The sequence below is a fragment of the Cobetia sp. MC34 genome, assembly GCF_018340035.1.
Taxonomy (GTDB): domain Bacteria; phylum Pseudomonadota; class Gammaproteobacteria; order Pseudomonadales; family Halomonadaceae; genus Cobetia; species Cobetia amphilecti.
In genome coordinates this window covers 16359-41301 of record NZ_JADPPY010000010.1, presented here as the reverse complement: position 1 = coordinate 41301, position 24943 = coordinate 16359, and the positions used below count along the sequence as shown (strand labels likewise).

The 24943-nt window shown below is 64.4% G+C and carries 24 protein-coding genes; 15 read left to right on the top strand and 9 right to left on the bottom strand.

Annotation, left to right across the window (positions count from 1 at the left end; all coding sequences use genetic code 11):
- Positions 1 to 50 precede the first annotated feature (50 nt).
- The 4 genes from IZU87_RS07475 to IZU87_RS07460 all read left to right on the top strand — a co-directional run bounded on the left by IZU87_RS07475 (position 51) and on the right by IZU87_RS07460 (position 3328).
- The gene (locus IZU87_RS07475; RefSeq protein ID WP_131431130.1) at positions 51 to 842 is read left to right on the top strand and encodes a DUF484 family protein; all 792 of its coding nucleotides are present in this window, start codon (positions 51 to 53) and stop codon (positions 840 to 842) included.
- On the top strand, positions 839 to 1933 hold the full coding sequence (locus IZU87_RS07470; protein WP_213114165.1) for a tyrosine recombinase XerC: 1095 nt from the start codon (positions 839 to 841) through the stop codon (positions 1931 to 1933). Before IZU87_RS07475 ends, IZU87_RS07470 begins: the two co-directional genes overlap by 4 nt.
- A complete protein-coding gene (locus tag IZU87_RS07465; RefSeq protein WP_192839074.1) occupies positions 1930 to 2649 on the top strand; it encodes an HAD family hydrolase in 720 nt (239 codons plus the stop codon). The genes IZU87_RS07470 and IZU87_RS07465 overlap by 4 nt, the downstream gene beginning before the upstream one ends.
- 268 nt (positions 2650 to 2917) lie before the next feature.
- Positions 2918 to 3328, top strand: coding sequence for a hypothetical protein (locus IZU87_RS07460; RefSeq protein WP_213114164.1), 411 nt, complete (start codon positions 2918 to 2920; stop codon positions 3326 to 3328).
- A gap of 143 nt (positions 3329 to 3471) precedes the next feature.
- On the opposite strand, the gene yihA is transcribed toward IZU87_RS07460, so the two are convergent.
- Entirely contained in the window at positions 3472 to 4161 is a 690-nt protein-coding gene (gene yihA / locus IZU87_RS07455) for a ribosome biogenesis GTP-binding protein YihA/YsxC (protein WP_054556430.1), read from the bottom strand.
- 409 nt (positions 4162 to 4570) lie between these two features.
- Between yihA and IZU87_RS07450 the strand changes: the two genes are divergently transcribed.
- From IZU87_RS07450 to IZU87_RS07425, 6 genes are all read left to right on the top strand, one after another.
- Positions 4571 to 5218 carry a c-type cytochrome gene (locus IZU87_RS07450; RefSeq protein ID WP_339926753.1) on the top strand — a complete coding sequence of 216 codons (648 nt, stop codon included), beginning with the start codon at positions 4571 to 4573 and terminating at the stop codon, positions 5216 to 5218.
- Positions 5219 to 5495: 277 nt separating this feature from the next.
- Positions 5496 to 6140 (top strand): thiol:disulfide interchange protein DsbA/DsbL, encoded by a 645-nt coding sequence (locus IZU87_RS07445; protein ID WP_213114163.1) that lies wholly within the window; start codon positions 5496 to 5498, stop codon positions 6138 to 6140.
- The gene (locus tag IZU87_RS07440) at positions 6140 to 6970 is read left to right on the top strand and encodes an endonuclease/exonuclease/phosphatase family protein (protein WP_213114162.1); all 831 of its coding nucleotides are present in this window, start codon (positions 6140 to 6142) and stop codon (positions 6968 to 6970) included. Before IZU87_RS07445 ends, IZU87_RS07440 begins: the two co-directional genes overlap by 1 nt.
- 717 nt (positions 6971 to 7687) lie before the next feature.
- Entirely contained in the window at positions 7688 to 8257 is a 570-nt protein-coding gene (locus IZU87_RS07435; RefSeq protein WP_043333327.1) for a TRAP transporter small permease subunit, read from the top strand.
- On the top strand, positions 8257 to 9663 hold the full coding sequence (locus IZU87_RS07430) for a TRAP transporter large permease (RefSeq protein WP_054556429.1): 1407 nt from the start codon (positions 8257 to 8259) through the stop codon (positions 9661 to 9663). The genes IZU87_RS07435 and IZU87_RS07430 overlap by 1 nt, the downstream gene beginning before the upstream one ends.
- A gap of 269 nt (positions 9664 to 9932) precedes the next feature.
- Positions 9933 to 10979, top strand: coding sequence for a TRAP transporter substrate-binding protein (locus tag IZU87_RS07425; protein WP_225348088.1), 1047 nt, complete (start codon positions 9933 to 9935; stop codon positions 10977 to 10979).
- Between the two features lie 83 nt (positions 10980 to 11062).
- Here the strand turns inward: IZU87_RS07425 and dtd are convergent, their stop codons facing one another.
- From dtd to IZU87_RS07410, 3 genes are all read right to left on the bottom strand, one after another.
- Positions 11063 to 11512 (bottom strand): D-aminoacyl-tRNA deacylase, encoded by a 450-nt coding sequence (gene dtd, locus IZU87_RS07420; RefSeq protein WP_131431125.1) that lies wholly within the window; start codon positions 11510 to 11512, stop codon positions 11063 to 11065.
- A 155-nt stretch (positions 11513 to 11667) separates the two neighbouring features.
- Positions 11668 to 12942, bottom strand: coding sequence for a TRAP transporter large permease (locus IZU87_RS07415; RefSeq protein ID WP_054556427.1), 1275 nt, complete (start codon positions 12940 to 12942; stop codon positions 11668 to 11670).
- Between the two features lie 78 nt (positions 12943 to 13020).
- On the bottom strand, positions 13021 to 13683 hold the full coding sequence (locus IZU87_RS07410; protein ID WP_213114161.1) for a TRAP transporter small permease: 663 nt from the start codon (positions 13681 to 13683) through the stop codon (positions 13021 to 13023).
- Positions 13684 to 14126: 443 nt separating this feature from the next.
- Between IZU87_RS07410 and IZU87_RS07405 the strand changes: the two genes are divergently transcribed.
- The gene (locus IZU87_RS07405; protein ID WP_234368071.1) at positions 14127 to 15218 is read left to right on the top strand and encodes a TRAP transporter substrate-binding protein; all 1092 of its coding nucleotides are present in this window, start codon (positions 14127 to 14129) and stop codon (positions 15216 to 15218) included.
- Positions 15219 to 15475: 257 nt separating this feature from the next.
- On the opposite strand, the gene IZU87_RS07400 is transcribed toward IZU87_RS07405, so the two are convergent.
- Positions 15476 to 16150: a chalcone isomerase family protein gene (locus IZU87_RS07400; RefSeq protein ID WP_213114160.1), complete on the bottom strand. Its 675-nt coding sequence runs from the start codon at positions 16148 to 16150 to the stop codon at positions 15476 to 15478.
- A 91-nt stretch (positions 16151 to 16241) separates the two neighbouring features.
- Positions 16242 to 17042 carry a bifunctional hydroxymethylpyrimidine kinase/phosphomethylpyrimidine kinase gene (gene thiD / locus IZU87_RS07395; RefSeq protein WP_043333319.1) on the bottom strand — a complete coding sequence of 267 codons (801 nt, stop codon included), beginning with the start codon at positions 17040 to 17042 and terminating at the stop codon, positions 16242 to 16244.
- A 110-nt stretch (positions 17043 to 17152) separates the two neighbouring features.
- Here thiD and IZU87_RS07390 point away from each other — a divergent pair, with 110 nt between their 5' ends.
- Both IZU87_RS07390 and IZU87_RS07385 read left to right on the top strand, forming a co-directional pair.
- Complete coding sequence (locus tag IZU87_RS07390) at positions 17153 to 17617, top strand: YqaA family protein (protein WP_438265439.1); 465 nt, start codon at positions 17153 to 17155, stop codon at positions 17615 to 17617.
- Positions 17618 to 17959: 342 nt separating this feature from the next.
- Entirely contained in the window at positions 17960 to 19192 is a 1233-nt protein-coding gene (locus IZU87_RS07385; RefSeq protein WP_192839066.1) for a patatin-like phospholipase family protein, read from the top strand.
- Positions 19193 to 19313: 121 nt separating this feature from the next.
- Here the strand turns inward: IZU87_RS07385 and IZU87_RS07380 are convergent, their stop codons facing one another.
- Positions 19314 to 20078, bottom strand: coding sequence for a pseudouridine synthase (locus IZU87_RS07380; protein WP_213114159.1), 765 nt, complete (start codon positions 20076 to 20078; stop codon positions 19314 to 19316).
- A gap of 3 nt (positions 20079 to 20081) precedes the next feature.
- Positions 20082 to 22016, bottom strand: a complete 1935-nt coding sequence (locus IZU87_RS07375; protein WP_213114158.1) for an ATP-binding cassette domain-containing protein — start codon at positions 22014 to 22016, stop codon at positions 20082 to 20084.
- 159 nt (positions 22017 to 22175) lie between these two features.
- On the opposite strand from IZU87_RS07375, the gene IZU87_RS07370 reads away from it, so the two are divergent.
- Together IZU87_RS07370 and bamJ are read left to right on the top strand one after the other, a co-directional pair.
- Complete coding sequence (locus IZU87_RS07370) at positions 22176 to 22781, top strand: TIGR02444 family protein (protein ID WP_213114157.1); 606 nt, start codon at positions 22176 to 22178, stop codon at positions 22779 to 22781.
- 139 nt (positions 22782 to 22920) lie between these two features.
- Positions 22921 to 23628, top strand: a complete 708-nt coding sequence (bamJ, locus tag IZU87_RS07365) for a BamJ family beta-barrel-assembly machinery protein (RefSeq protein WP_043333314.1) — start codon at positions 22921 to 22923, stop codon at positions 23626 to 23628.
- A gap of 538 nt (positions 23629 to 24166) precedes the next feature.
- Here bamJ and IZU87_RS07360 read toward each other — a convergent pair.
- A complete protein-coding gene (locus IZU87_RS07360; RefSeq protein WP_213114156.1) occupies positions 24167 to 24883 on the bottom strand; it encodes an SCO family protein in 717 nt (238 codons plus the stop codon).
- Positions 24884 to 24943 lie beyond the last annotated feature (60 nt).

Genomic DNA, 24943 nt, shown 5'->3' with positions numbered 1-24943 from the left:
GAAACATGGCCGACGGCGTCCCGCTGCCAACCGTCCGCAAGGAGTCCCACATGGCCGAGTCACCCGTGTCACGTCGCCCGCGCACGCTGGACCCGGATCGGGTCGCCGAATGGCTGGCCACGCATCCCGATTTCTTCGAGGGGCGTGAAGGGTTGCTGCAACGCATGCGGGTGCCACACCCGGAAGCGCGCGGCGGCAGCATCTCGTTGCTGGAGCGGCTGGTACATGACCTGCGCGGGCGGACCGATCAGGCAGAAGAGCGCCTCGAGGAGCTGTTGACCGCCGCACGCGACAACGAGAGTCGCTATCAGCGCCTGCGTCAGCTGGTGCTGGATCTGCTCGATGCCGAGTCCGATGATGCGCTGGCCGAAACGCTGGCCACGCGTCTCAGCGAGCTGTTCGACATCGCGGCCGTCTGTCTGTGGCAGCGCGACGCCGGTGCCTCGGCACAGCCACCGCGCCAGGCGCTCGACGATGCGCGCGGCGAGCAGTTCGAGCGTCTGCTCGAGGGTCGCGCCAGTCGCTGCCTGGCCATGCCGCGCACGCGCTGGGAAGCCCTGCTGCCCGACCATCAGTGGCCACTCGGCGCCGACTGCGCAGACCTCGTCGATGCCAGCCAGGCCGATGCCACGCGCGGCTCCGCCGTCATCGTGCGCCTGACCCGTGGCGAGTGCCTGGGCTATCTGGTGGTGGCGAGTGCCGATGCCGAGCAGTTCCGGGCCGGTCTCGACACCCTGTTTCCCGAATACCTCGGTGACGTGCTGGCCCGCTGCCTGGGCCGCGATGTCCCGGGCCAGGCACCACTGCGCTCCTCGAGCCGTGACGACCAGGCCAGTCGATGAGTCGCCTCGAGCCGGCCCACGGCGCCTCGGTCATCGACACATCCACCGATGGCACCTCAGCGAGCAACGCCGAGCGTGTTGCCGCCGAGCAGGCGCTGTCCGCGACCTGTCGGGAATTTCTCGCCGAGCTTGCCCTCGACAGCAGCCACGCGACCGTCAGCGCCTACGCGCGCGATCTGCAGGCGTTGACCGCCTTCATGCTGCGCCCCGCGGCGGACAGCAGCGCCGCTGGTGCAAAGGACGCGCCGCCCCTGCCGCAGGATTGGCAGGCGCTGGACGTACCGACGCTCAGGCGATTTCTGGGCGCCGAGCGCAGTCGTGGCCTCGCGCCACGCTCATTGGCAAGGCGGCGCGCGGCGATCAGCCGTTTCTGTGGCTGGTTGGTCGAGCAGGATGTGCTGCCACACAACCCGGCGGGGCTGGTGCAGACACCACGCCTGCCGGACCACCTGCCACGCCCGGTGGATATCGACAGTCTGGCGCGCTTCCTCGACTGCCCGCATGACGGCTCCCCGCTGGCGATCCGCGATCAGGCGATGCTGGAACTGCTCTACGGCGCGGGCTTGCGTCTCTCGGAGCTGGTCAGCCTCGACCTCGACATGCTGGAAATCCGCCGCCTGCGCGTACGCGGCAAGGGCGACAAGCCCCGCCAGCTGCCGATCGGCTCACGCGCCCGCCAGGCGCTGGATGCCTGGCTGGTGGTGCGTGGTCAGCTCGCCGCCCGGGACGAGCCGGCATTGTTCGTCGGCCAGCAGGGGCGTCGCCTCGGTCAGCGTGGGGTTCAGCTCAGGCTGGTGACGCAGGCGAAAGAACGTGGCCTGCCCGAGCATCTTCACCCGCACCGCCTGCGCCACTCCTTCGCCAGTCATCTGCTCGAATCCAGCGGCGACCTGCGCGCCGTGCAGGAACTGCTGGGGCACGCTCACCTCTCGACCACCCAGATCTACACGCGCCTCGACTGGCAGCAACTGGCCAGCGCCTATGATCAGGCCCACCCTCGCGCCCGCCGCCAGCGCGGGTCAGCGACGGCAACGTCAGACACCGACGCCACCTCCCCTATTGATGCTCCACTCAAGGATGACACCCTGTGACGCCTGCCAATGCGCCTCGCCTGACGGCCTTGACCTTCGATCTCGATGACACCCTGTGGGCCAATCGCGCGGTGATGGAGCGCGCCGAGGCCGAGCATTACGCCTGGCTGGATGGCGAGATCGGGCATGCCAATGATTTCCCCCTCGAGGAATACACCCGTCGCCGCATGGCGCTGGGGCTGGAGCACCCGCTGCGCCGCGGTGACTTCACCTGGCTGCGGCGCGAGGCCATGCACGCCATGCTGCGCGATGCCGGGCATGATGATGAGCAGGCGGGCCACTGGTCGCGCGCCGCCATCGAGCGCTTCCTGGCGCTGCGCCACGAATTGACGCCCTTCCCGGAAGCCAGCGAGCTGCTCGACTCCCTCGCCCGCGATTACCGTCTTGGTGCCATCACCAATGGCAATGTCGACCTGGCTCGCCTCGCGCTGGATCATCATTTCGAGTTCAGCATCGCCGCCGGCGAATGGCTGGCACCCAAGCCGGATGCGCGCCCCTTCCTCGCCGCCATGGCACGCCTGGGCAGCCGCCCCTCCACCACCTTGCATGTCGGTGACTCATGGAAGGAAGATGCCTTGCCTGCCGCGCGCCTGGGCATGCAGGCCGCCTGGATCGACGTCAAGGGCCAGGGCGCGCCGGGCCCCGTCCCGGCAGGCGTACATGTCATCTCGCATGTCCGCGAACTGCCGGCGCTGATTGCACGCCTGAATGACTGAGTGACGGAATGACTGAGTGACGGTGCAAGTGGTGGAATGATTGAGTGTGAGAATGACTGAGCGACCGACGGCTGAGGCTCAAGGTGTGGCGCGCCTGATGCGCCTGGTGTGCCCAATGGCTGAGTGAATTAAAACTTGTACAAAAATGACGCCTCAACCATATTTCATGTACAAGTTTCTCAGCGTCGTCGATATTGAACCCTGCCTGGGGTTCCTGAATCTGCGCTGGGAGATGCCTGCCACCTCGACCTCAACAGGAGAGGCCAGCATGAGCACCCACTCACTCCCGCGCTACCGTGTGTCATCTTCCTCTCCCCAGAGGCCGCCCCTGCATGGTGAAGGCGAGCAGCGCGCGCCGATCATGACGCCCTCGCGTCAGACCAGCCGCGCCCTGCTGAAAGGCGTGGCCATCGTGCTGGCATCCGCGTTGCTGGTCATCGTGGCGGTCTACAGTGGACGTGCCAGCCTCGCGACGCTGCAATCCGGCGTGCAGGAGGCCCCGGCGGCCTCACCACAGGATGCCATGCGCAGCCTGCTCGTCCCCAGCGAGGCCGTGACGATGCCGGAAGTCGTCGAGCCCGCGGCAAAGGTGCCGCATATTCTCTCGGCACCCAGGGAGACGAGCTCTTTGACCCGCCTTGACCCCATCAGCAGCGCGCCGCGCAGCCTGTTCATGTGATTGGCCCTTGGGGAAGCGCAAAAGCGCAGATGTGAGTGACAGCGTGCCTGTCGTAACGCAAACGGCCACCCCGAGGGGTGGCCGTTTCGTCATGCAAGGTGGCGTAGTTCGAGGATCCGCCCCTAATCGCCTTACACCTTCAGTCAGTCGTCGAAGGGGTCCTGCGGCGCCTCATCGCCCGCCATCTCTTCCACGCCATCCATCACCGACGGGTCCGCCAGCCACTCGTCGAGCTTGGCATGCACCTGCTCGACACCAGAGTACTTCAGCGACGAGAACAGCTGCACGGTGACCAGGTCTTCCCACTCCTTGAGCGCGTGACGCACTTTCTGCAGGCTTGCCGCAGCAGGCCCGCGCTTCAGCTTGTCCGCCTTGGTCAGCAGGATATGCACCGGCATCTTGGCCTCATCGGCCCAGCCCAGCATCATCTGGTCGAATTCGGACAGCGGATGGCGCACATCCATCAGCAGCACCAGGCCCCGCAGCGACTGGCGGTTGCGCAGGTAGTTGGACAGGTGTGACTGCCACTCGCGCTTCACCTTGTCCGGCACCTTGGCATAGCCATAGCCGGGCAGATCGACCAGATGGCGGCCCGTTTCACCGATGGTGAAATAGTTGATCAGCTGGGTGCGGCCGGGGGTCTTGGAGGTACGGGCCAACGCCTTCTGCGAAGTCAGCGCATTGATGGCGCTGGACTTGCCGGCATTGGAGCGACCCGCGAAGGCCACTTCGGCACCCACGTCCGTCGGGCACTGGGCCAGAGTCGCGGCACTGATCAGGAAGCGCGCCTGACGATAATGGAGCTTGGGGGTCGAAGGAGCTGATTCGGCCATGGGAGTTCTGAATACCTGTTGAAGGCGGACGTCTCGCCCGCGCGACATCACGAGAGAGCAGAAGAAACGACCGGTGTAACGAAAAGAGTGCCGCATGCCCTGTCATCGGCGCTGCAACTTGCCGACGACAGCGGGAAGATGCACTGGATTACTGCGATGACACGACTGGCGACAGGCACGCTCACGCGCCCTGAGGGGATTCGCTATACTGCCTGCAAGGTCAGCATGGCGATCATGAGGCCTAGTGTACCACCCTGCTCTCACGGGCTGCGAGAGTGGGGTGCACTTCTCACCGCGCGCAGCACGGCGCGGGCACCGGGGAAATGACAGAGGCCACCATCCACGCCGGATGATACAAGCCCCGAACGGGCCTCTTCGTGAAACAGGGACCAGTGAAATGGATGAGCTGATGAGACCAAGGCAGACCCCCGAGCGCCCTTTGCGCCTGCTGCTGGCAGTTGCTGCCACTATGTTGGCCGCCACCTTGCCGACGGGGGCCGCCGCCGAGTCGCTGGTCGGCGATGCCGCGGCAGGCAAGGCCAAGGCTGCCGTCTGTGCTGCCTGTCATGGCGCCCAGGGCATCTCGCCGACGCCGGCCTTCCCCCATCTTGCTGGCCAGCAGGCCCACTACCTGCGCAAGCAGACGGCCGACATCCGGGATGGTCGCCGCTCGGTGCCGCAGATGGCCGGTATCGCCGACAACCTGAGCGATCAGGACATCGCCGATATCGCGGCCCATTACGCCGCGCAGCCCGCCAATCGTGGTCAGGCCGAGCCAGAGGCGGCCCGTGCAGGCGAGGTGCTGTATCGGGCCGGCTCGCTCGAGCGCGGCATCGCGGCCTGCACAGCCTGTCATGGTCCGCGTGGTGAAGGCATCGACTCGGCAGGTTATCCGGCGCTGGCCGGGCAATTCCCCGCCTATACCGTGACGGCACTCAAGGCCTTCCTCGACGGCAGCCGCGACAACGACCCGAACGCCATCATGAGCAGCATCGCCGCGCGCATGAGTGACAGCGACATGCAGCAGGTGGCCGAATATCTCCACGGCCTGCGCTGAGGCATCCGTTCAGCCGGGTATCGCGTATGACTGACTTGATTACGACCGGCACCAGCACGCCGTTCACGGGGCGTGTTCGAGCGACGCCTTGTATGGCGCGTGATCGAACGGCGTTCATCCAACGGTCAACCTTGTCACGCTAGGCTGGCCCGACAGTGATCCGCCGTGTCCCGCCCGGCAGTCTCGACAGCAGTGGTGGCTGACACGCATACTCGATGCATCACTAATGTTGCCGGGTATCATGCCCGGGCATGCCTCAATCCGATGGAGATGTTCCATGAAATGGAAACCCCTACTGACTCTGGTGGCGGGCCTTGGCCTGTCAGCAAGCGTGTTCGCCGCTGAAGCTGGCAAGGACTATCAGGTACTCGACGAGCCGGTGAAGACCGACGCGCCGGCGGGCAACGTCGAAGTGGTCGAAGCGTTCTGGTATGGCTGCCCGCACTGCTACAAGCTGGAATCCAGCCTCGAGCCGTGGATCGACGAGCTGCCGAGTGACGTGACCTTCAACCGTCTGCCGGCCACCATGGGGCAGGACTGGGTCAAGCACGCCTATGCCTTCTATGCCGCCAAGGACCTGGGCATCCTCGACGAGACCCACAAGGCCTTCTTCGATGCCATCCATCAGGACCACCAGCGCCTGACCGACCCGGATGATATCGCCAAGTTCTACAGCGACTACGGCGTCAGCGAAGAAGACGCCAAGAAGTCTCTGACCTCCTTCGGCGTGAAGAGCCAGGTCAATCAGGCCCACGCCCAGATGCGCGCCTACAAGATCATGGGCGTACCGGCACTGATCGTGGATGGCCGCTATGTCATCTCGCCGAGCACGGCAGGCTCACTGCAGAACATGCTCAAGATCACCGACGAGCTGGTCGAGCAGGTGCGTGAAGAGAAAGCCGGCAGCAAGGACACCGCTTGATGACAGTGGCTGCTGACCCAGTGGCCGCCAGCGCCGCGGGAGGTGCCGGACTCGACGAGACGGCACCTCCCCTGCGTCTGCTGACCTTCAACATGCAGGTCGGTATCCATACCGCGGCGTGGCATCACTACGTCACCCGCGGTTGGCAGCATGTGCTGCCACACCCGATGCGCCGCAAGCGTCTGGAGCTGATCGCCGCCGCCATCACGCCCTACGATATCGTCGGGCTGCAGGAAGTCGACGGTGGCAGTTTCCGCTCCGGCAACGTCAATCAGATCGATTCACTGGCCGAGACGGCCGAATTCCCGCATCGCTATCAGCAGCTCAACCGCAACCTGGGCCGCCTGGCTCAGCACAGCAACGGCCTGCTGTCGCGCCTGCCGATCAGCCATCTCGAAGAGCACAGCCTGCCCGGCACGCTGCCGGGACGCGGGGCCATCCATGCCCGCTTCGGCGAGGGCGAACACGCCCTGCATGTCTTCGTGACCCACCTGGCACTCGGCGCCCGTATCCAGCATCGTCAGCTGCAGTACCTTGGCGAGCTGATCGCGCCCCTCAAGCATGTCATCGTGATGGGCGACCTCAATTGCACACTGGCCCAGCTTCGTCAGCACAAGACGTTCAGCGAGGCACTCGACTCCCGCCCCAGCAAGGCCATCAACAGCTACCCGGCCTGGCAGCCACGCCGTGGACTCGACCATATCCTGGTCTCCTCGACGCTGCGCTTGAGCCACCCGACCACGCTGTCGCACCTGTTCTCCGACCATCTGCCGCTTGCGGTAGAAGTCCATCTGCCAGCCGCATGCCGCAAGGCGATCGGGCTCGCCTGACGCCTGTCTCTCTTGCATAGGCATCTCTGACGCCAGCCCCTCGGATATCGATCCCCCGGATATCGCCCCTTCTACTGCCTGGCTCTCCCGCCGGGCTTTCCCGCCTGGCTTTCCCGCTTGGCTTTCCCGCCTGACTTTCCCGCCTGACTTTCCCGCTTGGCTTTCCCGCCTGACTTTCCCGACCCAGGCTTCCCTCAGCTACGGCCTGCCGGCAGCTGTCTGCGCCATGATGCTCACCCCTGCCGCCGCGTCTGCGGCGCATCGCTTGCGGACTGTTGGATGCGCATAACGCGATCTGCAGCGCCCTTACTTGCCCGTTTCCTTGCCTGCCTGCCGGTATTTCTTCGCCTATCTCACTGTAACCAAAGACAAAAACCGCCTGTCAGACCAATGATCCATTTGTTGTTGCGGCGCCGCTCGCTACTCTTTGTCTGCCAATGACGTGGATTAATCGTTGACTTAGCGATGACTGATGGCATGCCGCATCCGAGCGACGTCACTTACAGGGATGAAGCGTGGAATAGCGTTGTTCAAAGCGATGCCATCACGGCTTGCTGGACACCGCGACTGACCACAACATGAGCAACATCTGAATTGGCGACCTTGCCAGCAATCGCTTGCAACACAAGCGCTTGGCAAAGACACAGCAGACGCTGTCGGCAAAGCAACAACAACACCAACAATCATCACCTGCTACCCGCAGGCCAAGGGGACTCCATGTCTGCCAATGCCTCTACCCCCGGCTGGCTCACAGGGCTCGACCGCATGACCGAGGGGCTGGGACGCTGCGTGTCCTGGCTGGTCGTCATCATGATGCTGGTCGAATTCACCATCGTGATGCTGCGCTACGCCTTCAACATCAACAGCATCCCCATGCAGGAATCCGTGATGTACATGCACGCGGCCGTCTTCCTGCTCGCCGCCAGCTACACGCTCAAGCACGACGGCCATGTGCGGGTGGATATCTTCTATCAGCGCATGTCGCACCGCGGGAAGTCGTGGGTCGATCTCGGCGGCACCCTGTTCCTGCTGTTCCCGGTGATGACCTTCATCCTGCTCTCCAGCCTCGGTTACGTGGGCGATTCCTGGGGCATCAAGGAAGCCTCACCCGAATCCGGCGGCCTGCCGGGCGTCTACCTGCTCAAGACCCTGATCCCGGCCATCGCCATCCTGATGATGCTGCAAGGCGTGGCGGAAGCCGGCCGCCATCTGCTGTTCCTGATGGGCCGCCTGCCCTCTCCGCATGCGAGCGATGACACCCCTGACCACGATGAGGAGCTGGTGTAATGCTCGAGATCATGCCACTGCTGCTGTTCGTGTGTATCTGTATCGTCTTGATGCTGGGCTATCCGGTGGCGCTGTCACTGGCCGGTACCGCGCTTGCCTTCGCCGGACTCGGCATGGGGCTGGATGCGCTGGGCATTACCCAGGGCGTATTCGATGCCAGCTTCCTGTCCGCGATGCCCAACCGCCTCTACGGCACCATGACCAACCAGACCCTGCTGGCCGTGCCATTGTTCGTGTTGATGGGCGTGCTGCTGGAGAAGTCCAAGGTTGCCGAGACGCTGCTCGACGCCATGGCGTTGATGTTCGGCTCGCTGCGTGGCGGGCTGGGGATTTCCGTGACCATCGTCGGCATGCTGCTGGCCGCCTCCACCGGTATCGTCGGCGCGACCGTCGTCACCATGGGCCTGCTGTCACTGCCGACCATGCTCAAGCGCGGTTATGACCCGTCACTGGCCACCGGTGCCATCTGTGCCACCGGCACCCTGGGGCAGATCATCCCGCCGTCCATCGCGCTGGTCCTGCTGGGCGACGTGCTGTCTTCCGCCTATCAGCAGGCGCAACTGTCGATGGGCATCTGGAGCCCGAAGACCGTCTCGGTGGGAGACCTGTTCATCGGCGCGCTGATTCCGGGCCTGATTCTGGTGCTCGCCTATATCGTCTACATCGCCATGGTCGCCTGGCTGAAGCCGGAGAAGGCGCCGGCCGTCGATCGTGATGCACTGATGGAAGAGCTGGGACATACCGGCAGCATCTTCTGGCTGCTGATGAAGGGGCTGGTGCCGCCGATCGTGTTGATCGTCTGTGTGCTCGGCTCGATTCTCGGCGGTCTGGCGACCCCGACCGAAGCCTCTGCCGTGGGCGCCTTCGGTGCGCTGATGCTGGCCCTCGCCAACCGCAAGCTGAGCCTGAAGACCCTGACGGAAGTGGTGCGCTCCACCACCAATGTCACCTCGATGGTGTTCCTGATCCTGATCGGTGCCGCGCTGTTCTCGCTGGTGTTCCGCGGCTTCGGCGGCGAAGAGGTCGTCACCGAGATCTTCGAGAACATGCCCGGCGGCGTCATCGGTGCCACCCTGGTGGTGATGCTGGTGATCTTCCTGCTCGGCTTCATCCTCGACTTCATCGAGATCACCTTCGTGGTGGTGCCGATCGTCGGCCCGGTGCTGCTGGCCATGGGCCTCGACCCGATCTGGCTGGGCATCATGATCGCCATCAACCTGCAGACCTCCTTCCTGACGCCGCCCTTCGGGTTCGCGCTGTTCTATCTGCGCGGCGTGGCGCCCAAGGAAGTCAGCACCAGCCAGATCTACAAGGGTGTCGTGCCGTTCATCCTGATCCAGCTGTGCATGCTGGGCGCCCTGGCCGCCTTCCCGGGCCTGGCGACCTGGCTGCCGGCCCAGTTCTAGGCCACGACTGACGAGACAGCACAAGGACAGAGCACGGACAGAACACGGACAGAACAACTACAGAGCAGCAACTGAATTGGCGGGGCCTGCCCCGCCAGCTGATGGGAGAGCCGCCAGTCGGCTCATGCAGATGCATCATATCCGGGGGTCGTTCGCGGCCCACCTCTTGCCCAGCGCCAGTTCATGACCGGTGCACAACAACAATCGGGCACTTCAAGGAGCATGCCATGCAACTCAACAAACTCGCCTTCGGCATTGCCGTCGGCACCATGACCGCCATGGGCACCCTGCCGGCCGTCGCCAATGCCGCCGATACCTTCACCTGGAAGATGGTCACCTCGTGGCCGAAGAACTTCCCGGGGGTGGGCCAAGGGCCGGAACGCCTCGCACGTCTGGTCGATGAGATGTCCGACGGCCGTCTCAAGATCAAGGTCTATGGCGCAGGCCAGCTGGTCCCGGGCTTCGAGGTCCTCGACTCCGTATCTTCCGGTACCGCGCAGATCGGTCACTCGGCTTCCTACTACTGGAAGGGCAAGGCGCCGGAAGCCCAGTTCTTCGCCGCCGTGCCCTTCGGCATGACCGCGCAGGAAATGAACGCCTGGCTGCATTACGGCGGCGGTCTGGAGCTGTGGAACGAGGTCTACGACAAGTTCGGCGTCGAAGTCATGGCGGGCGGCGCCTCGGGCGTGCAGATGGGCGGCTGGTTCAACAAGGAGATCAACTCGGTCGCCGACCTCGATGGTCTGAAGATGCGTATGCCGGGTCTGGGTGGCGATGTCATGCAGCAGATGGGCGTGGCGACGGTCAGCATGCCCGGCGGCGAGATCTTCACCTCGCTGCAGTCCGGGGCCATCGATGCCACCGAGTGGATCGGCCCGTACAACGACCTGGCCTTCGGCCTCTATCAGGCCGCCAAGTATTACTACTATCCGGGCTGGCACGAGCCGACCGTCACCTTCGAGGCCATCGTCAATGACGACGCCATGGCCGAGCTGCCCAAGGACCTGCAGGCCATCCTGCGTTCCGCGGTACGTGACGTGAACCAGGACATGCTCGACGAGTACACCGCGCGCAACAACGACGCCCTCGAGACACTGCTCAACGAGCACAAGGTCGAGCTGCGCCGCTACCCACAGGACGTGCTCGACAAGGCGCGTGAGCTGTCTGGCGAAGTGGTCAAGAAACTCGGCGACTCCAACGATCTGGCCGGCCGCATCTACGAGTCCTACACCACCTTCGAAGGCAAGGTCGAGAAGTGGCATGAGGTCTCTGAACAGGCCTACCTGAACGCACGCAACCCGGAAGGCGTGCAGTAACCGCGCTCCCGCGAGACGGCGCAGTCTTGTCATCCAATGCTTGCAGCCGCCCCCTCGGGGGCGGCTTTTTTGGGTCTGCGCGATCAGCTCTCGAGCAGGAAGGTCACCGGCCCGTCATTGAGCAGCGAGACCTGCATGTTGGCACCGAAGCGTCCGGTCTCGATTCCCACCCCGAGTTCTCGCCCGCGCTCACGCGCCTTGTCGACCAGATAGGTGAACAGCCGCTCGCCCTCCGCCGGTGGCGCCGCCGAGGAGAAGCTGGGGCGCATGCCGCTGCCGGTGTCCGCCGCCAGCGTGAACTGCGAGACCAGCAGCAGACTGCCGCCCGCCTGCTGGACGTTGAGGTTCATCTTGTCGTTCTCGTCAGCGAAGACGCGGTAATGCAGCAGCTTGTGCAGCAGCTTGTCGGCACGCGCCTCATCATCGCCCTTCTCGACGCCCACCAGCACCAGCAGACCGCCCTCGATGGCGCCGACGCTCTCGTCCTCGACCACGACTTCTGCCCGTGTGACGCGCTGGATCAATGCTCGCATGCCGCTTGCTCCTTCAAGAGATGAATGATGTTCATGACATTTCGTGGTCGGGAGCATACCAGACGCGAACGCCCCGCAGACTGGGCCTGCGGGGCGCGACAGGTGCTACTTGAGTGGGCGAGCTGCCAGTTGGCGAGCTTCTAGTTGACGAGCTGCTAGTTGGCGAGGCTCGGCAGGAACAGCGCGATCTGCGGGAACAGCATCAGCAGCACCGTCGCCAGCAACAGCAGGGCAATGAAGGGCGGCGTCCCCCGGATGACCTCCATGTACGGTTTTCGGAATACCGCCACCGCCGTGAAGATGTCGCAGCCGAAGGGCGGAGTCGCCGAACCTATCGCCGCCTGCAGGGTGACCAGGGTGCCGACCAGCACCGGGTCCAGCCCGGCGGCATCGACTGCCGGCGCAAACACCGGCGCCAGAATCAGGATCACCACGATGGGGTCCACGAACATGCAGCCGACGAAGTAGGCCGCCGCGATCACCGCCAACAGCGCCAGCGCATGCTCCGACAGGTAGGGGATGTAGCCGCCGAGGATGGCATCCGGAATCTTGGCGAAGGAGATCATCCACGAGAAGCCCGCGCCCGCCGCCACCAGGATGAACACCACCGCGGTGATCAGCCCCGTGGAGAAGGCCACACTGGGCAGGTCCTTCAGGGTCACGCCGCGATAGATCAGCATCTCGAGAATCAGCGCGTAGATCACCGAGACCGTGGCGGCCTCCGTCGGCGAGAACATGCCCGAGTAGATGCCGCCGATGATGATCACCGGGAAGCCCGCCGGCAGGCTGGCGCGCTTCAAGGCCTTGAGGCGTGCGGGCCAGTCCGCCTTGGGCTGCGGGGCGATGCCCAGCTTCCACGACTTCCACATGCAGTAGAGCGAGAACAGCACCAGGATCATCAGCCCCGGGCCGATACCGGCGATGAACAGGTCACCCACCGAGGTACCGGTCGCCACGCCATAGATGATCATGCCGATGGAGGGCGGAATCAGCAGCGCGATATCGGAGGCATTGATGATCAACGCGATGGTGAACTTGTCACTGTAACCGGCTTCCAGCAGCCGCGGGCGCAGCGGGCGCCCCATCGCCACCACCGTGGCCTGGGTGGAGCCGGACACCGCGCCGAACAGGGTGCAGCCCAGCGCGGTGGTCACCGGCAGGCCACCGCGCCAGTGGCCGACGAAGCGCTCGACCAGATCCAGCAGGCGCTGGGCAGTGGAGCCCTTGAGCATGATATCGGCCGCCAGAATGAACATCGGCACCGCCGTCAGCACCACCGGCTGCAGGCCACCGATCATCTGCTGGATCACCAGCTCCGGCTTGAGGAAGGGAAAATCGCTGAACAACAAGAAAAAGGTGCCGACGCTCAATGGCACCATCATGGGTACCCCAAGCAACAGCAGCCCAACCATCACGAGCAGAATCCACATCGCAGCTTCCGTCCCTGGGTCAATGAAGTGTGATCAATCGTCTATCGAGGCATCGAGAAGACATTCCAGACGCAGTGGCTAGAGCGCGCCGCTGCCGTCGACTTCCTCGTTCTCGTCCATCTCCGCCGTACGCCATGACAACCAGGCGCCCTGCGCCAGCAGGTTGCGCAGGATCGCCATCAGGTACTGGAGAGCCCCGAGCGCCAGTCCCAGCGGGACCACGGCATAGAGCGCCGCCAGCGACCAGCGCAGCGACGGAGTGACACGCCCGGACTTGGCCAGGCTCTGCAGATAATCCACCGCCAGCCAGGCGAGGTAGGCCAGCAAGGCACAGGTGATGACCTGTCCGGCGATCAGCAGCACCTTGCGCAACCACGGCGGCATGAAGTCCAGCAGCGCCGTCACGCGGATATGGCGCCCGGCGCGCGCGCCGTAACTGATGCCGAGGAAGGTCAGCCACAGCTGCAGGATCTGCATCAGCTCTTCGGTGAACGGCAGGCTGTAGTTGAAGACGTTGCGCCCGATGACGTTGGCGATGCTGGCCGTCGCCATGCCCAGCACGCACAGGGCGATCAACCAGCGCTCGACATGCGCCAGGCCCTGGTCACCACGTTCAAACCAGGCGGCCAGACGGCGCAGCGGCGCAGGCAGATGTGCGAGGGGGTCCTGACCGCCTTTCGTCTCGGCCGGGGCGGGGTGGGTCTCGTCAGCGGAGGGAGACTTGGAGGGGGGCGAGTTCATGAAGCGGCTTCCTGTTGATGTGGCATCCTGCCAGATAGGCTTTCTACCAGACGTCATGAGCGCAGTGGTTTGCGCTAGACAGCCTGCATTTGCCAGTACGATCCATTGAAATTTTCCGCGGCGCCGCCGTGATTTTCACTTTGGCTACTCTTGTTCTAGCTTTATTAGCGGCGCTTGAAATCAGTATGCGGCCGACGCGCGGCATGTCTGTCTGGCGAGCGACGGACAGAGCCTCAAGCACCAGTGCTCGAGTACCAGAGCTCGAGTACCAGAGCCTCATGCGCACAGGCTCAGCTTATTCATAATAAATTCTAATCATACTATCCAATTTGGTAATTTTTTTATTATATTAAGAATGGCAATATTATCTAAATGATGCAAGTTGCACGCCGGGTATGCCCAGAGCCGCCCGACGCTGATGGAAATCACACAAGGAGAACAAGATGACGATGCAATGGAACCCGTCACCCGAGCAGAATCGCGAGACGTCCAGGACTCCTGTTCCCCTTTCTCGTCTCGCCGCGTTCATCAAGGGAGGCGCCCTCGCGTCCGGCCTGGGCATGGCGGCGCTGGCCTCCGCGGGCGTGCAGGCGGACACCTGGCGTTTCGCGCTGGAGGAAGTCTCCGGCAGCGTGCAGGATGCCTACGCCCAGGAATTCAAGAAGCGTATCGAAGAGGCTTCCGGTGGTGACATCGATGTCGAGATCTACCCCTACGGTGCACTGGGTACCTCCTCACAGCTCACCGAACTGGTGCAGAGCGATGCCATCCAGCTGACCTTTGCCTCACCGGGTCACCTGGCCTCGGTGATTCCGGAGTCGGGCGTCTTCACGCTGCACTTCCTGTTCTCCGACGACAATGCCGTCAATGAAGAGGTGCTTGGCAACTCCAAGGCCATCGACATGCTGTCCGAGGCCTACACCGAGCAGAACCTCCAGCTGCTGGGCGTGATTCCGGAAGGCTGGATGGTGTGGACCGGCAACCGTGACATCAAGACACCCGAGGACATGGAAGGCTTCAAGATCCGCACCATGACCTCGCCGATTCTGGTCGAGAGCTATCGCGGCTACGGTGCCAACCCGACGCCGATGCCCTATTCCGAGGTCTACTCCGGCCTGCAGCTGGGCCAGATCGACGGCCAGGTGAACCCGGTGTTCGCCATCCAGGAAATGAGCTTCTACGAAGTTCAGGACTACATGATCCAGGCCAAGCAGGCGCAGTTCATCACCACGCTGGTGGCCTCCAGTGACTTCTATTCCGGTCTGGATGACGAGCAGCAGCAGATGCTCGACAAGGTCACCAACGAGATGCGTCCGTACATCTTCGAGAAGCAGGAGGAGTACAACGCCGACCGTCTGGAGAAGATCAAGGAAGACAGCGACATCGAGATCATCACGCTGACCGATGAGCAGCGCGAAGCCTTCCGCCCGGTCGGCGAGAAGGGCTGGGAAGTCTATCGTGAGCAATCCGGTGAGCGTGGCAGCAAGATCCTCGACACCCTGCAGGCCGACATCAAGGCTGCCGAAGGCAAGTAAGCCCAGGCAAGCGCGTCAGCTCCGCCAGGTAGATAGCAAGGATCGAAAGAGTGATGGAAAGATAGAAAGTTAGAATGTTAGAAAGAGAGAAAGACGAGCATGAAAAACGCCCCTGCCGGGACTCCCGGCAGGGGCGTTTTTCGTGGTGTCTCGATAGAGGCGAAAGGCGCAAGACGATAGCGATGCCGCGACAGATGGGCCAGATAGGCTAAAGAGGGGCTAGAGAGGGGCTAGAGGGGCCAGATGGAGAACGCGCGCTACTGCCCCAGCAGCTGGGTACGGAAATCCTGCTGGGCCGGTTCATCGCCAAGCCAGATCGCGAACAGGCCATTGGCCAGCGCCAGTGAATCGCTTTCGAAGATGACCTGCCCGTTCAGCACCAGCGACAGCGTGCCTCTGCCGCCACCGGCGGACAGCCATTGCAGCGCATAGCGATCCCCCGGCACGACGTCCTGATAGGCGCGATTGAAGCGCGTCAATTCAGGCTCGATCGCCGCGAAATCCGCCGCTGACAGGTTCTTGCGCACGCCCTTGGTGGTCGCCTTGGCGAAGTCCTCGGCATCGATGGCATGGAAGTACTCCAGCACCAGGCGGCGCGAGACATCCTTGAGCGGCGCCGGGCGCGGGCGACGCGCATCCTGATAATAGGCGCCGACATAGGCGTCCCACAGCAGGTAGGTGAAGAGCCCACTGCCGATCAGCGTCAGCGGCTGGCCGGACTGCGTGGTCACCTGATCCGCGAAGGTCACCCCCTTGATCTCGACGGCGAGCGCCGCCGGGCTGGTGGCAAGCAGCGCCCCCATCACGCCCGCGGCCAGCCAGCGCGGCGCACTCGCCACCGGCAGGCTGACGGCATGACAGGCAGCGTTCAGGCTGCAAACGGCGCCACGGACAGCTGACACGGACAAGCGATACAGCGGCGATATAGGCATGGCATCTACTCGTTGGCTGGCAGTGATCAAGGGGAGCTCGCGGGGTTCATCACTCCTGCAGACCGGGTTTCACAGGCTGGCTCTGGCTGGCTTACCACAGGGCGTGGAAATGATGCACCGGCCCACGGCCCTTGCCGACGTTGAGCTGGTCGGAGGCGCGCAGCGCGCCCAGCAGCCATTCGCGTGCCTCGACCACCGCCTGCGGCAACGGCAGGCCGTTCGCCAGGCGCGCCGTGATGGCGGAAGACATCGAGCAGCCGGTGCCGTGCAGGTTGTCGGTCTCGATGCGCGGCGCGCACAGCCATTGCTCGCCGGCATCGCTGACCAGCAGGTCATCGCAGGCCTGCCCCTCAAGCGCCCCGCCCTTGATCAACACCGCCTTCGCGCCTCGGGCACGCAGCTCGCGGGCGACCTCGGGCATGTCGGAGCGCCCGATCAGGCGCCGCTCACCCAGCAGCACCGCGGCTTCATGCAGGTTGGGCGTGATGATGTCGGCCAGCGGCACCAGGTGCTCGGCCACCGACTGGATGGCAGCATCATTGACCAGCGCATCGCCACTCTTGGCGACCAGCACCGGGTCGAGCACGACCCAGCGCGGGCGACGCTGCTGAAGGCGGTCGGCGAGCATTTCCACCACCAGCGGATCGGCCACCATGCCGATCTTGGCGGCGCGGATATCGAGATCATCCAGCACGGCGTCCAGCTGTGCGGCGATGAATTCCCGCGAGACCGCCTCCACGCTGCGCACACCGCAGGTATTCTGCGCCGTCAGCGCCGTGATCACGCTGGCCCCGTAGGCGCCCAGCGCAGAGAATGTCTTGAGGTCCGCCTGAATGCCGGCTCCCCCGGAGGGGTCTGAGCCCGCTATCGTCAGGACGCACGGAATATGCATGCAGGAAGCTCCCGAAATATGGCTTTGACGTGCCAACAGCATACCCGAGCTGAGGAGGGAAGAAAGCCACCCCCAGCGCCCTGCCACCGTGAAAAACAGAAGAAAGTGATATGAATGAAGTGGCCCTACTGTCATTGCCGGCATTGACCTCGCTCGCCGTGATCTCGCTGGCCAGCGCCACCCTGCTGCCCGGCGGATCGGAGGCGGCCTTCGCGGGGCTGTGGTGCCAGGGGCATGCGCCCTGGGCGCTATGGATCGCGGCGACGCTGGGCAACACGCTCGGCAGCCTGATCAACGTCGCCCTGGGGCGTGGCGCCCGTCGTCTGCGCACACGGCGCTGGTTTCCGGTCTCGCGGCGCGCATTGGCGCGCGGCACCCTGTGGTATCGCCGCTTTGGCGCCTGGAGCCTGCTGCTGAGCTGGGCCCCGCTGATCGGCGACCCGCTGACGGTGCTGGCGGGCGTCTTCCGGCTGGCATGGTGGAAAAGCATCGTCCTGATCGTGATCGCCAAGGGCGGACGCTATGCATTGCTGCTGCTGGCAGCCGACCTGTGGCTGACGCCCTGGTGCCAATGACCGCCGCACGGCCGCTGCTCCTGTCCTCACCCTCACCTTTACCACTGCCCTTGCAGCCTCAGTCAGTCGCTTGAATGAGATCGCAGACACGCAAGGCGAGGATGCGTGCTATGCTGACAAGCGCTATGCTGCACTGCACAATAAAAGCACTTCGATTGCTTTTCACCAGTGTCTCATTGCCTTGATCAGGTGCTTTGCTGCCCTTGATATGCACCTCGTCACCCTTTTGCCGCCTCCACGAGTCCACGCCTCCCCCATCACATGGCGTCTCGCTCGCGACGGTCCCCCTGACCTCGGGCATTCCCCGGCGGAGTGCTGCACTGCTAGAGAGGAGAAGGTTTCATGCGTGATACATCCTGCGACTTCTGCGCCGATGCGCTCAATATTCTGGTGCTGCAAGGCGGTGGCGCGCTCGGCGCCTACCAGATCGGCATCTTCGAGGCGCTGGCCGAAGCCGGCATCCAGCCCGACTGGGTGGTCGGCACCTCGGTCGGCGCCATCAATGGTGCCCTGATCGCCGGCAATCCGGAGGGCGAGCGCCTCAAGGCCCTCGAGTCATTCTGGTATGGCATCGCCCAACCGGCTGCCAGCATGGGCCCCGCCTTTCATCCGTGGGAGCGCAGTGTCGCGCGTACCTCCGCCATGCTTTGGGGCATTCCGGGCTTCTTCCGCCCGCGCCCGCTGTGGACGGTACCGATCTGGCAGAGCTTCTTCGGCGAGCCGCCCAGCCTCTACGACACCGAGCCGCTTGGCGACACGCTCAACCGGCTGGTGGACTTCGAGCGCCTCGATGCCCGCCACCCGGAGAACGTTCGCCTGTCGGTCGGGGCGGTGAATATCGGCAGCGGCGCGCTGCGCTACTTCGACTCCTCGCATGAAGCGCTGGACCACCGCCATATTCTGGCCAGCGGCGCCCTGCCACCGGCCTTCCCGCCGGTGTGGGTCGATGGCGAAGCCTATTGGGATGGCGGCCTCTACTCCAATACGCCCGTCAGCTGGGTGCTGTCGGAGCGTCCGCATGGCGAGACGGTGGTCAACTGCTACGTGATCGACCTGTGGAGTGCCGATGGCAAGGTGCCGGAGACCCTGCAGGAAGCGCAGCTGCGCGAGAAGGATATCCAGTATTCCAGCCGTGCCGGCGAGCACCTCAATCTGCTGGAGGAGAATCAGGCGCTGCGCATGGGGATCGAGAATCTCGCCGACCATCTGCCGGAGGAGCTGCGCCAGTCGCCGAAGATCCAGCGCATCCTCGCCATGACCCAGCAGCCCTCGATCAACGTGGTGCGCCTGCTGGCCTCGGCGCGCCCGGGCGAGACCTCTCTGAAGGATATCGACTTCTCGCGCGCGACCATCGACTCGCGTCGCGACAGTGGCTATCAGGACATGCAGGAAGTGCTGAGCCGCTGCAGCCAGTTTGCGCCGCTGCCGGAGGATATCGGGGTCATCGTGCGCAACTTCACGCGCAATGCCGAGGGCGAGCTGGTCAGCCTGTCGACGCCGGAGGCAAGCTCCAGCGACGATGACGAGGCGAGCATCACGGCAGAGGATTTGCCCAGCCAAGCGACCGGCAGCTGAGCAACGCTGACGACGATTCAGCATGATCTATCCACACCCCATCGCAGCCGTCACGCACTGGCGGCGCGCCAGGCGGGTGTGGATAACCCGGTGTCGGCAAGACGCCACCCGCCGGGTGGCCTCACCCGCGAGGCTGCGCGGCCCCCAGCCGTGAACACTCCTCGCGGGTAAGCTCGCGCCACTCCCCAAGCGCCAGCCCCTCGAGACTCAAGCCCGCCACCGACTCACGGTGCAGCCACACCACGCGATTGCCCAGGCTGCGCCACAGTCGCTTGACGTGATGATGGCGCCCCTCGTGCAGCGTCAGGCGTGCCTGGTCTGCGGTGAGAAACGCAAGCTGGGCCGGCAGTGTCGGGCGCGGATCATGTTCGAGCAGCACCCCCTGGCGAACCTGTGCGATGGCGCTTTCCTGTTCGGCCTCCGCCAGGGGCCGCTCCAGCCCCATGCGATAGCGCTTGGCGGGCCCCTCGAGCCCGGCATCGCTGATGCGCGCCGAGACTTCGCCGTCGTTGGTCAGCAGCAGGGCACCGGTCGTCGCACGGTCGAGACGCCCGACATGGTGGATCTCGGCCAGCCAGCCGCTGTCCTCGCCGCGTGCATTCAGCGTGTCACGCAGCACATCGATCACGGTGGGGTGTTCGGGGTCATGACAGGCTGTCACGACCCCGGCGGGCTTGTTGAGCAGGATATGACGCGGACACCGCGCGACCTGCAGGCAGACGGTCGCGTCAGGCGCTGACAGGTGGATGTCATCGAAGGGGCCGACCTCGTGCAGCGGGTCGCTGATCGTCGCACCGTTGACCCGCACGCGCCCCGCCGCCAGCGCCGAGAGCGCATGACGACGGTTGAGCTGTGGCTGACGTGTCAGCCAGCGGTCCAGCCGCATGACCTAGTCCGCCGCCTTGAGCTGGGCTTCCATCTCTTCCAGCGCTTCCTGAGCCTCGAACCATTCGGCTTCGGCCTCATCGAGGCGACTCTTGATCTCGCCCTGGCTGGCCAACAATTTGGTCAGCTCCGCCTTGCGGTCCGCCTCGTAGAGCGTGGCGTCGCCCAACGCTTCCTCGATCTTGTCCAGCTCGCCCTGCGCCTTGCTCATCTTCTGCTCGGCCTTGTCGCTGACCTTCTTGAGCGGACGCAGCTTCTCGCGCAGTTCAGCCGCCTGACGGCGCGCTTCCTTGCGGTCCGGCGTGCGCGTGCTGTCTGTCCCCGCATCGGCATCCTTCTGGGCGCGCGCTTCCCGCCGCTCGCCCTCGACCCGCGCCTTGAGCCAGGCACGGTAGTCATCCAGGTCACCATCGAAGGGCGTCACGCGGCCATCGGCGATGCACCAGAATTCATCGACGCAGGCACGCAGCAGGTGGCGGTCGTGGGAGACCAGAATCACGGTGCCCTCGAAGGTCGCCAGCGCATCGGTGAGCGCCTCGCGCATGTCGAGGTCCAGGTGGTTGGTCGGCTCATCCAGCAGCAGCAGATTGGGCTTCTGCCACGCGATCAGCGACAGCGCCAGACGCGCCTTCTCGCCACCGGAGAACGACTCCACCGTGGCGTAGACCTCATCGCCGTGGAAGCCGAAGCTGCCGAGGAAGGTGCGGATCTCCAGCTCACCCGCCGACGGTGACAGGCGCAGCACATGATTGAAGGGCGTCGAGGACAGGTCGAGCCCGTCCACCTGATGCTGGGCGAAGTAGCCGATGGCCAGATGCTCGCCGGCGGTCCGCTGGCCCTCGACCAGCGCAAGCTCGCCGGTGAGCGCCTTGATCAGCGTCGACTTGCCGGCGCCATTGGGGCCGAGCAGACCGATGCGCTGCCCCGGCAGCAGCGAGAAGCGCACCCCGGAGAGCTGCGGCGGCTGACCGGGATAGCCGATCACCGCGCGGTCCAGCCCCAGCAGCGGATGCGAGATCTTGTCGGAGCACGGGATGGTGAAGTGGAACGGGGAATCGGCCTTGACCGCCGCCGTCTCTTCCATGCGCTCCAGCATCTTCATGCGGCTCTGGGCCTGACGCGCCTTGGTGGCCTTGGCCTTGAAGCGGCGCACGAAATCCTCGATCTCGGCACGCCGCGCCATGGTCTTCTCGTGCTCGACCTGCTCGCGCACCAGACGCTCGGAACGCGTGCGTTCGAAGCGGCTGTAGTTGCCCTTGTAGACCACCAGCTTGCGGCGATCGAAGTGGATGATGTGATCACACACCGCATCGAGGAAGTCGCGGTCGTGGGAGATCAGCAACAACGCGCCGGAATAACGCGCCAGCCATTGCTCCAGCCACAGCAGCGCATCGAGATCCAGGTGGTTGGTCGGCTCATCCAGCAGCAGCAGGTCAGACGGCGTGAACAGGGTACGCGCCAGATTGGCACGCATGCGCCAGCCCCCCGAGAAGGCCGCCAGCGGCTGACTGAGCTGCGCCTGGCTGAAGCCGAGGCCGACCAGCAGCTGCTCGGCACGTGCCCGTGCGGTGTAGCCATCGAGGGTGTCGAAATGGGCGTGCAGCTCGGCCTGACGCTGGTGCTCGCCGCTCTCTTCGGCGGCCGCCAGGGCACGCTCGGCCTCGCGCAGCGCGTGGTCCCCGTCCATGACGTAGTCGACGATCGGGCGCTCCAGCGCATCGATTTCCTGCGCCATGTGCGCGACACGCACGCCACCGGCCAGCGATACCGTGCCGCTATCGGGCGTCAACTCGCCGAGGATCAGGCCGAACAGGCTCGACTTGCCGGCGCCGTTGGGGCCGACGATACCGGCCTTGTGACCGGCATGCAGCGTCAGGTCCGCTTCGTCGATCAGCGGTGCTCCGCCGCGTTGCAGGGCGAGCTGGCGCAGTGCAATCATGACAACCTCGATCAGAAAATACGGGGGACGTCGGGCTCCCGTTCACCGCCACCGACACGAGCGCTACGACTCAGCAAGCTGCTGGACGCGACTCGTGAAGAGACATCATCGGTGGCACATGAAGAGACATCATCCGTGACACACGAAGAGGCCGACTTGATGGGCGCATATTCTATCGGATTGTGGGACTACGCGCTGTCTCTGTATGCCCTGCCCGGCGAGGTCGGCTCTGCGGGCAACCCTCAGCCGACGCCGGACATGATGAGTACCTGCCTGCTGCTGCAGGACGAGGCGGGCCTCGATGTCTGCGAGCTGCTGTGGATTCACTGGCTGTCCGCCCACGGCATCGCCCTGGCCGCCTCGCCCACTCGCCTGCTGGAAGACGTGCGCGACTGGCAGGGCTGGATGACCGGCATGCTGCGCGAGCGCCGCCGCCAGCTGAAGCAGGAACTGATGACGCTGCCCGCTACCCAGGACCCGGCCGCAGTGCAACGCCTGGAACGCCTCTATCAGCAGCTCAAGGCCTGCGAGCTTTCCGCCGAGCAGGAGACCCTCGCCCAGCTGGAAGAGCTGAGCCCTGCGCCGTCGTCAGCCGAAGGCGCGACCGGCCTGCGGGCGCCCTTCGCGCATGTCGCGGACCCGCTGCAGGCCTTTCAGCAATCGCTGGCCCTGCTGAGCGGCAAGACGACGCTCACCGTGGGGGACCACCCATCGGCACGTGCCCTGCGCCGCCTGGCACTGGCCCGCGTGCCCGCCGGCGCCTGACAACGCCAGCGAGATGCGGAACTTGTACGCGGCTGGTAGAGTCGGAGTAACACTAGTGCCCGAGGCAGGCCATGCCGCCTCGGTGCCAATTGCGTGTTTCGGGCCCGTCTCAGGCCCATTCCATCCTGAAGGAGTTTTCATGAAACAGCTGGTCAGTGCCGTCGCGCTCGGCGCCCTCCTGGTCACCCCGTTCAGCTTTGCCGCCGATGACAGCCTCGCAGACGAGCAGGCACAGCTCAGCTATGGCATCGGTGCAACTCTGGGCAAGAGCCTTTCCCAGGACATCACCGATCTGGATCTCGACGCCTTCACTCAAGCCGTGCGTGATGTCTACGCCAAGGGCGACATGAAGATGAGCGACCAGGAAATCGCGGATTCGCTTTCCCGCTTCCAGCAGAAGAAGATGGAAGAGCAGAAGAAGATGGTCGAGCAGGAAGCGACCGACAACAAGGCAGAGGGTGACAAGTTCCTCGCCGACAACGCCAAGAAGGACGGCGTGAAGACACTGGATTCCGGCCTGCAGTACAAGGTGCTGGAATCCGGTGACGGCGCGACCCCGTCCGCTGAAGATACCGTCAAGGTGAACTACGAAGGCAAGCTGCTGGACGGCACCGTCTTCGACAGCTCCTACCAGCGTGGCGAGCCGGTCAGCTTCAAGGTCAACCAGGTCATCAAGGGCTGGCAGGAAGCACTGCAGGAAATGAGCGTCGGCGACACCTGGATGCTCTACGTCCCGGCCGAGCTTGCCTACGGCAAGGCTGGCACCGGCGGCCCGATCGGCCCGAACGAGACGCTGACCTTCAAGGTCGAGCTGCTCGACGTGACCAAGGCCGACGCCAAGCAGTAATGGCGGCGTGAGCCTCCCCTGCAGGTAACCGGCAAGCACTGCTGCCGGTAGCAATGAAAGAGCCGCCCATCGGGCGGCTCTTTGCGTTTCTGGCAAGGCTGGATGAGGGTCAGCGGCAAGCCCATCCAAGCGCATGCTGCGCACAGGACTACGGGGCATGCCACTACTACGGCAATGGCTGATGTCCGCTGATTCTCCCCTCCAGAAGGCTCGGTGCGGACGCCGCCAGCCTGTGGATAAATCTGTGGGGAAGCTATTGACCACAGGTTGACAACCGGCCCTTCTGGTGCCTGTCGCGGCAGTGATGCTGGTTGAACGCAAAGCAACCACTGACTTGATATTTTTAGTCGATATCTCGTAACAGTTTGTTTTTACTAGCCTTTATAAATCAGCACTTGACGGCACTGCGTTGCGTGTTCGAGGCGTCATGATTATCCACAAAATTTTCCTCGAGCGCTTGCCAACTTGTGGACAATGTGTATTTCACCTCTGAGAAAGGCCTCAAGATGCGGCGCGATCAGCAGGTGCCACGCATGGCTCAATCAGCGGTCGCGCTCAGGACACGCGTCACGCCAGCGCGAACACCGGCCGGCCCCGGCGTGAATGGAATGCGATCGTAGATGCGCCCCTGGGCAGAGACGAGATAGAGCGCGGCACCATGATCGATGGTGTAACCCAGCGCGGAGTCCTGCGCCTCGACACGCCGATAGCTGACGCCATAGCGCCGCGCCACATCGGCGAGTGCCGCCTGACTGCCGGTGATACCCTGAAAGCGCGGCCCGAAGTGCCCGGTGTATTCGGCCAGCCGGGCAGGGGTGTCGCGCTCGGGGTCCAGCGAGACCATCACCGGCACCACGCGCGCCGCCGCCTGGGGTGGCAGTTCAGACATCACCTGACGCAGCGCCGCCAGCGTCATCGGACAGACATCCGGGCACTGGGTATAACCGAAGTAGAGCGCGACGACCGGCGTGGCCTGCGCGTCTGCGGCCTCGCCTATCGTGACCTCCGCGAGCGTGAAGTCACCCTGCTGTGATTCGAGCTGGATGGGGCCGCCCAGACTGGCCCAGGCCTGCATTCCCGCGACCGGCGCCAGATCCTGCTGCGCCTGCTGCCAGGCGACACCGGCACCGATCACGGCCGCCAGGCCGACGGCGCCCAGCAGCCACCAGCGTCTGGCGACGCCCTTGTCCAGCTGATGGCTCTCTTGTTGGCGGGCGCCTGCTTGCCCGTCCTGTGACTTTCGCTCTGCGCCCATCCCTGCCTCCCGGTGCCTTCATGCCTGAAACGACGTCCCTGCCGGCCGGGCTCAGCGCCA

Bases quoted from the DNA above. Each gene is read 5' to 3' on its own strand.
- IZU87_RS07475 (WP_131431130.1), top strand. From the start codon at position 51: ATGGCCGAGTCACCCGTGTCACGTCGCCCGCGCACGCTGGACCCGGAT.
- IZU87_RS07470 (WP_213114165.1), top strand. From the start codon at position 839: ATGAGTCGCCTCGAGCCGGCCCACGGCGCCTCGGTCATCGACACATCC.
- IZU87_RS07460 (WP_213114164.1), top strand. From the start codon at position 2,918: ATGAGCACCCACTCACTCCCGCGCTACCGTGTGTCATCTTCCTCTCCC.
- yihA (WP_054556430.1), bottom strand. From the start codon at position 4,161: ATGGCCGAATCAGCTCCTTCGACCCCCAAGCTCCATTATCGTCAGGCG.
- IZU87_RS07450 (WP_339926753.1), top strand. From the start codon at position 4,571: ATGAGACCAAGGCAGACCCCCGAGCGCCCTTTGCGCCTGCTGCTGGCA.
- IZU87_RS07445 (WP_213114163.1), top strand. From the start codon at position 5,496: ATGAAATGGAAACCCCTACTGACTCTGGTGGCGGGCCTTGGCCTGTCA.
- IZU87_RS07440 (WP_213114162.1), top strand. From the start codon at position 6,140: ATGACAGTGGCTGCTGACCCAGTGGCCGCCAGCGCCGCGGGAGGTGCC.
- IZU87_RS07435 (WP_043333327.1), top strand. From the start codon at position 7,688: ATGTCTGCCAATGCCTCTACCCCCGGCTGGCTCACAGGGCTCGACCGC.
- IZU87_RS07430 (WP_054556429.1), top strand. From the start codon at position 8,257: ATGCTCGAGATCATGCCACTGCTGCTGTTCGTGTGTATCTGTATCGTC.
- IZU87_RS07425 (WP_225348088.1), top strand. From the start codon at position 9,933: ATGACCGCCATGGGCACCCTGCCGGCCGTCGCCAATGCCGCCGATACC.
- dtd (WP_131431125.1), bottom strand. From the start codon at position 11,512: ATGCGAGCATTGATCCAGCGCGTCACACGGGCAGAAGTCGTGGTCGAG.
- IZU87_RS07415 (WP_054556427.1), bottom strand. From the start codon at position 12,942: ATGTGGATTCTGCTCGTGATGGTTGGGCTGCTGTTGCTTGGGGTACCC.
- IZU87_RS07410 (WP_213114161.1), bottom strand. From the start codon at position 13,683: ATGAACTCGCCCCCCTCCAAGTCTCCCTCCGCTGACGAGACCCACCCC.
- IZU87_RS07405 (WP_234368071.1), top strand. From the start codon at position 14,127: ATGACGATGCAATGGAACCCGTCACCCGAGCAGAATCGCGAGACGTCC.
- IZU87_RS07400 (WP_213114160.1), bottom strand. From the start codon at position 16,150: ATGCCTATATCGCCGCTGTATCGCTTGTCCGTGTCAGCTGTCCGTGGC.
- thiD (WP_043333319.1), bottom strand. From the start codon at position 17,042: ATGCATATTCCGTGCGTCCTGACGATAGCGGGCTCAGACCCCTCCGGG.
- IZU87_RS07390 (WP_438265439.1), top strand. From the start codon at position 17,153: ATGAATGAAGTGGCCCTACTGTCATTGCCGGCATTGACCTCGCTCGCC.
- IZU87_RS07385 (WP_192839066.1), top strand. From the start codon at position 17,960: ATGCGTGATACATCCTGCGACTTCTGCGCCGATGCGCTCAATATTCTG.
- IZU87_RS07380 (WP_213114159.1), bottom strand. From the start codon at position 20,078: ATGCGGCTGGACCGCTGGCTGACACGTCAGCCACAGCTCAACCGTCGT.
- IZU87_RS07375 (WP_213114158.1), bottom strand. From the start codon at position 22,016: ATGATTGCACTGCGCCAGCTCGCCCTGCAACGCGGCGGAGCACCGCTG.
- IZU87_RS07370 (WP_213114157.1), top strand. From the start codon at position 22,176: ATGGGCGCATATTCTATCGGATTGTGGGACTACGCGCTGTCTCTGTAT.
- bamJ (WP_043333314.1), top strand. From the start codon at position 22,921: ATGAAACAGCTGGTCAGTGCCGTCGCGCTCGGCGCCCTCCTGGTCACC.
- IZU87_RS07360 (WP_213114156.1), bottom strand. From the start codon at position 24,883: ATGGGCGCAGAGCGAAAGTCACAGGACGGGCAAGCAGGCGCCCGCCAA.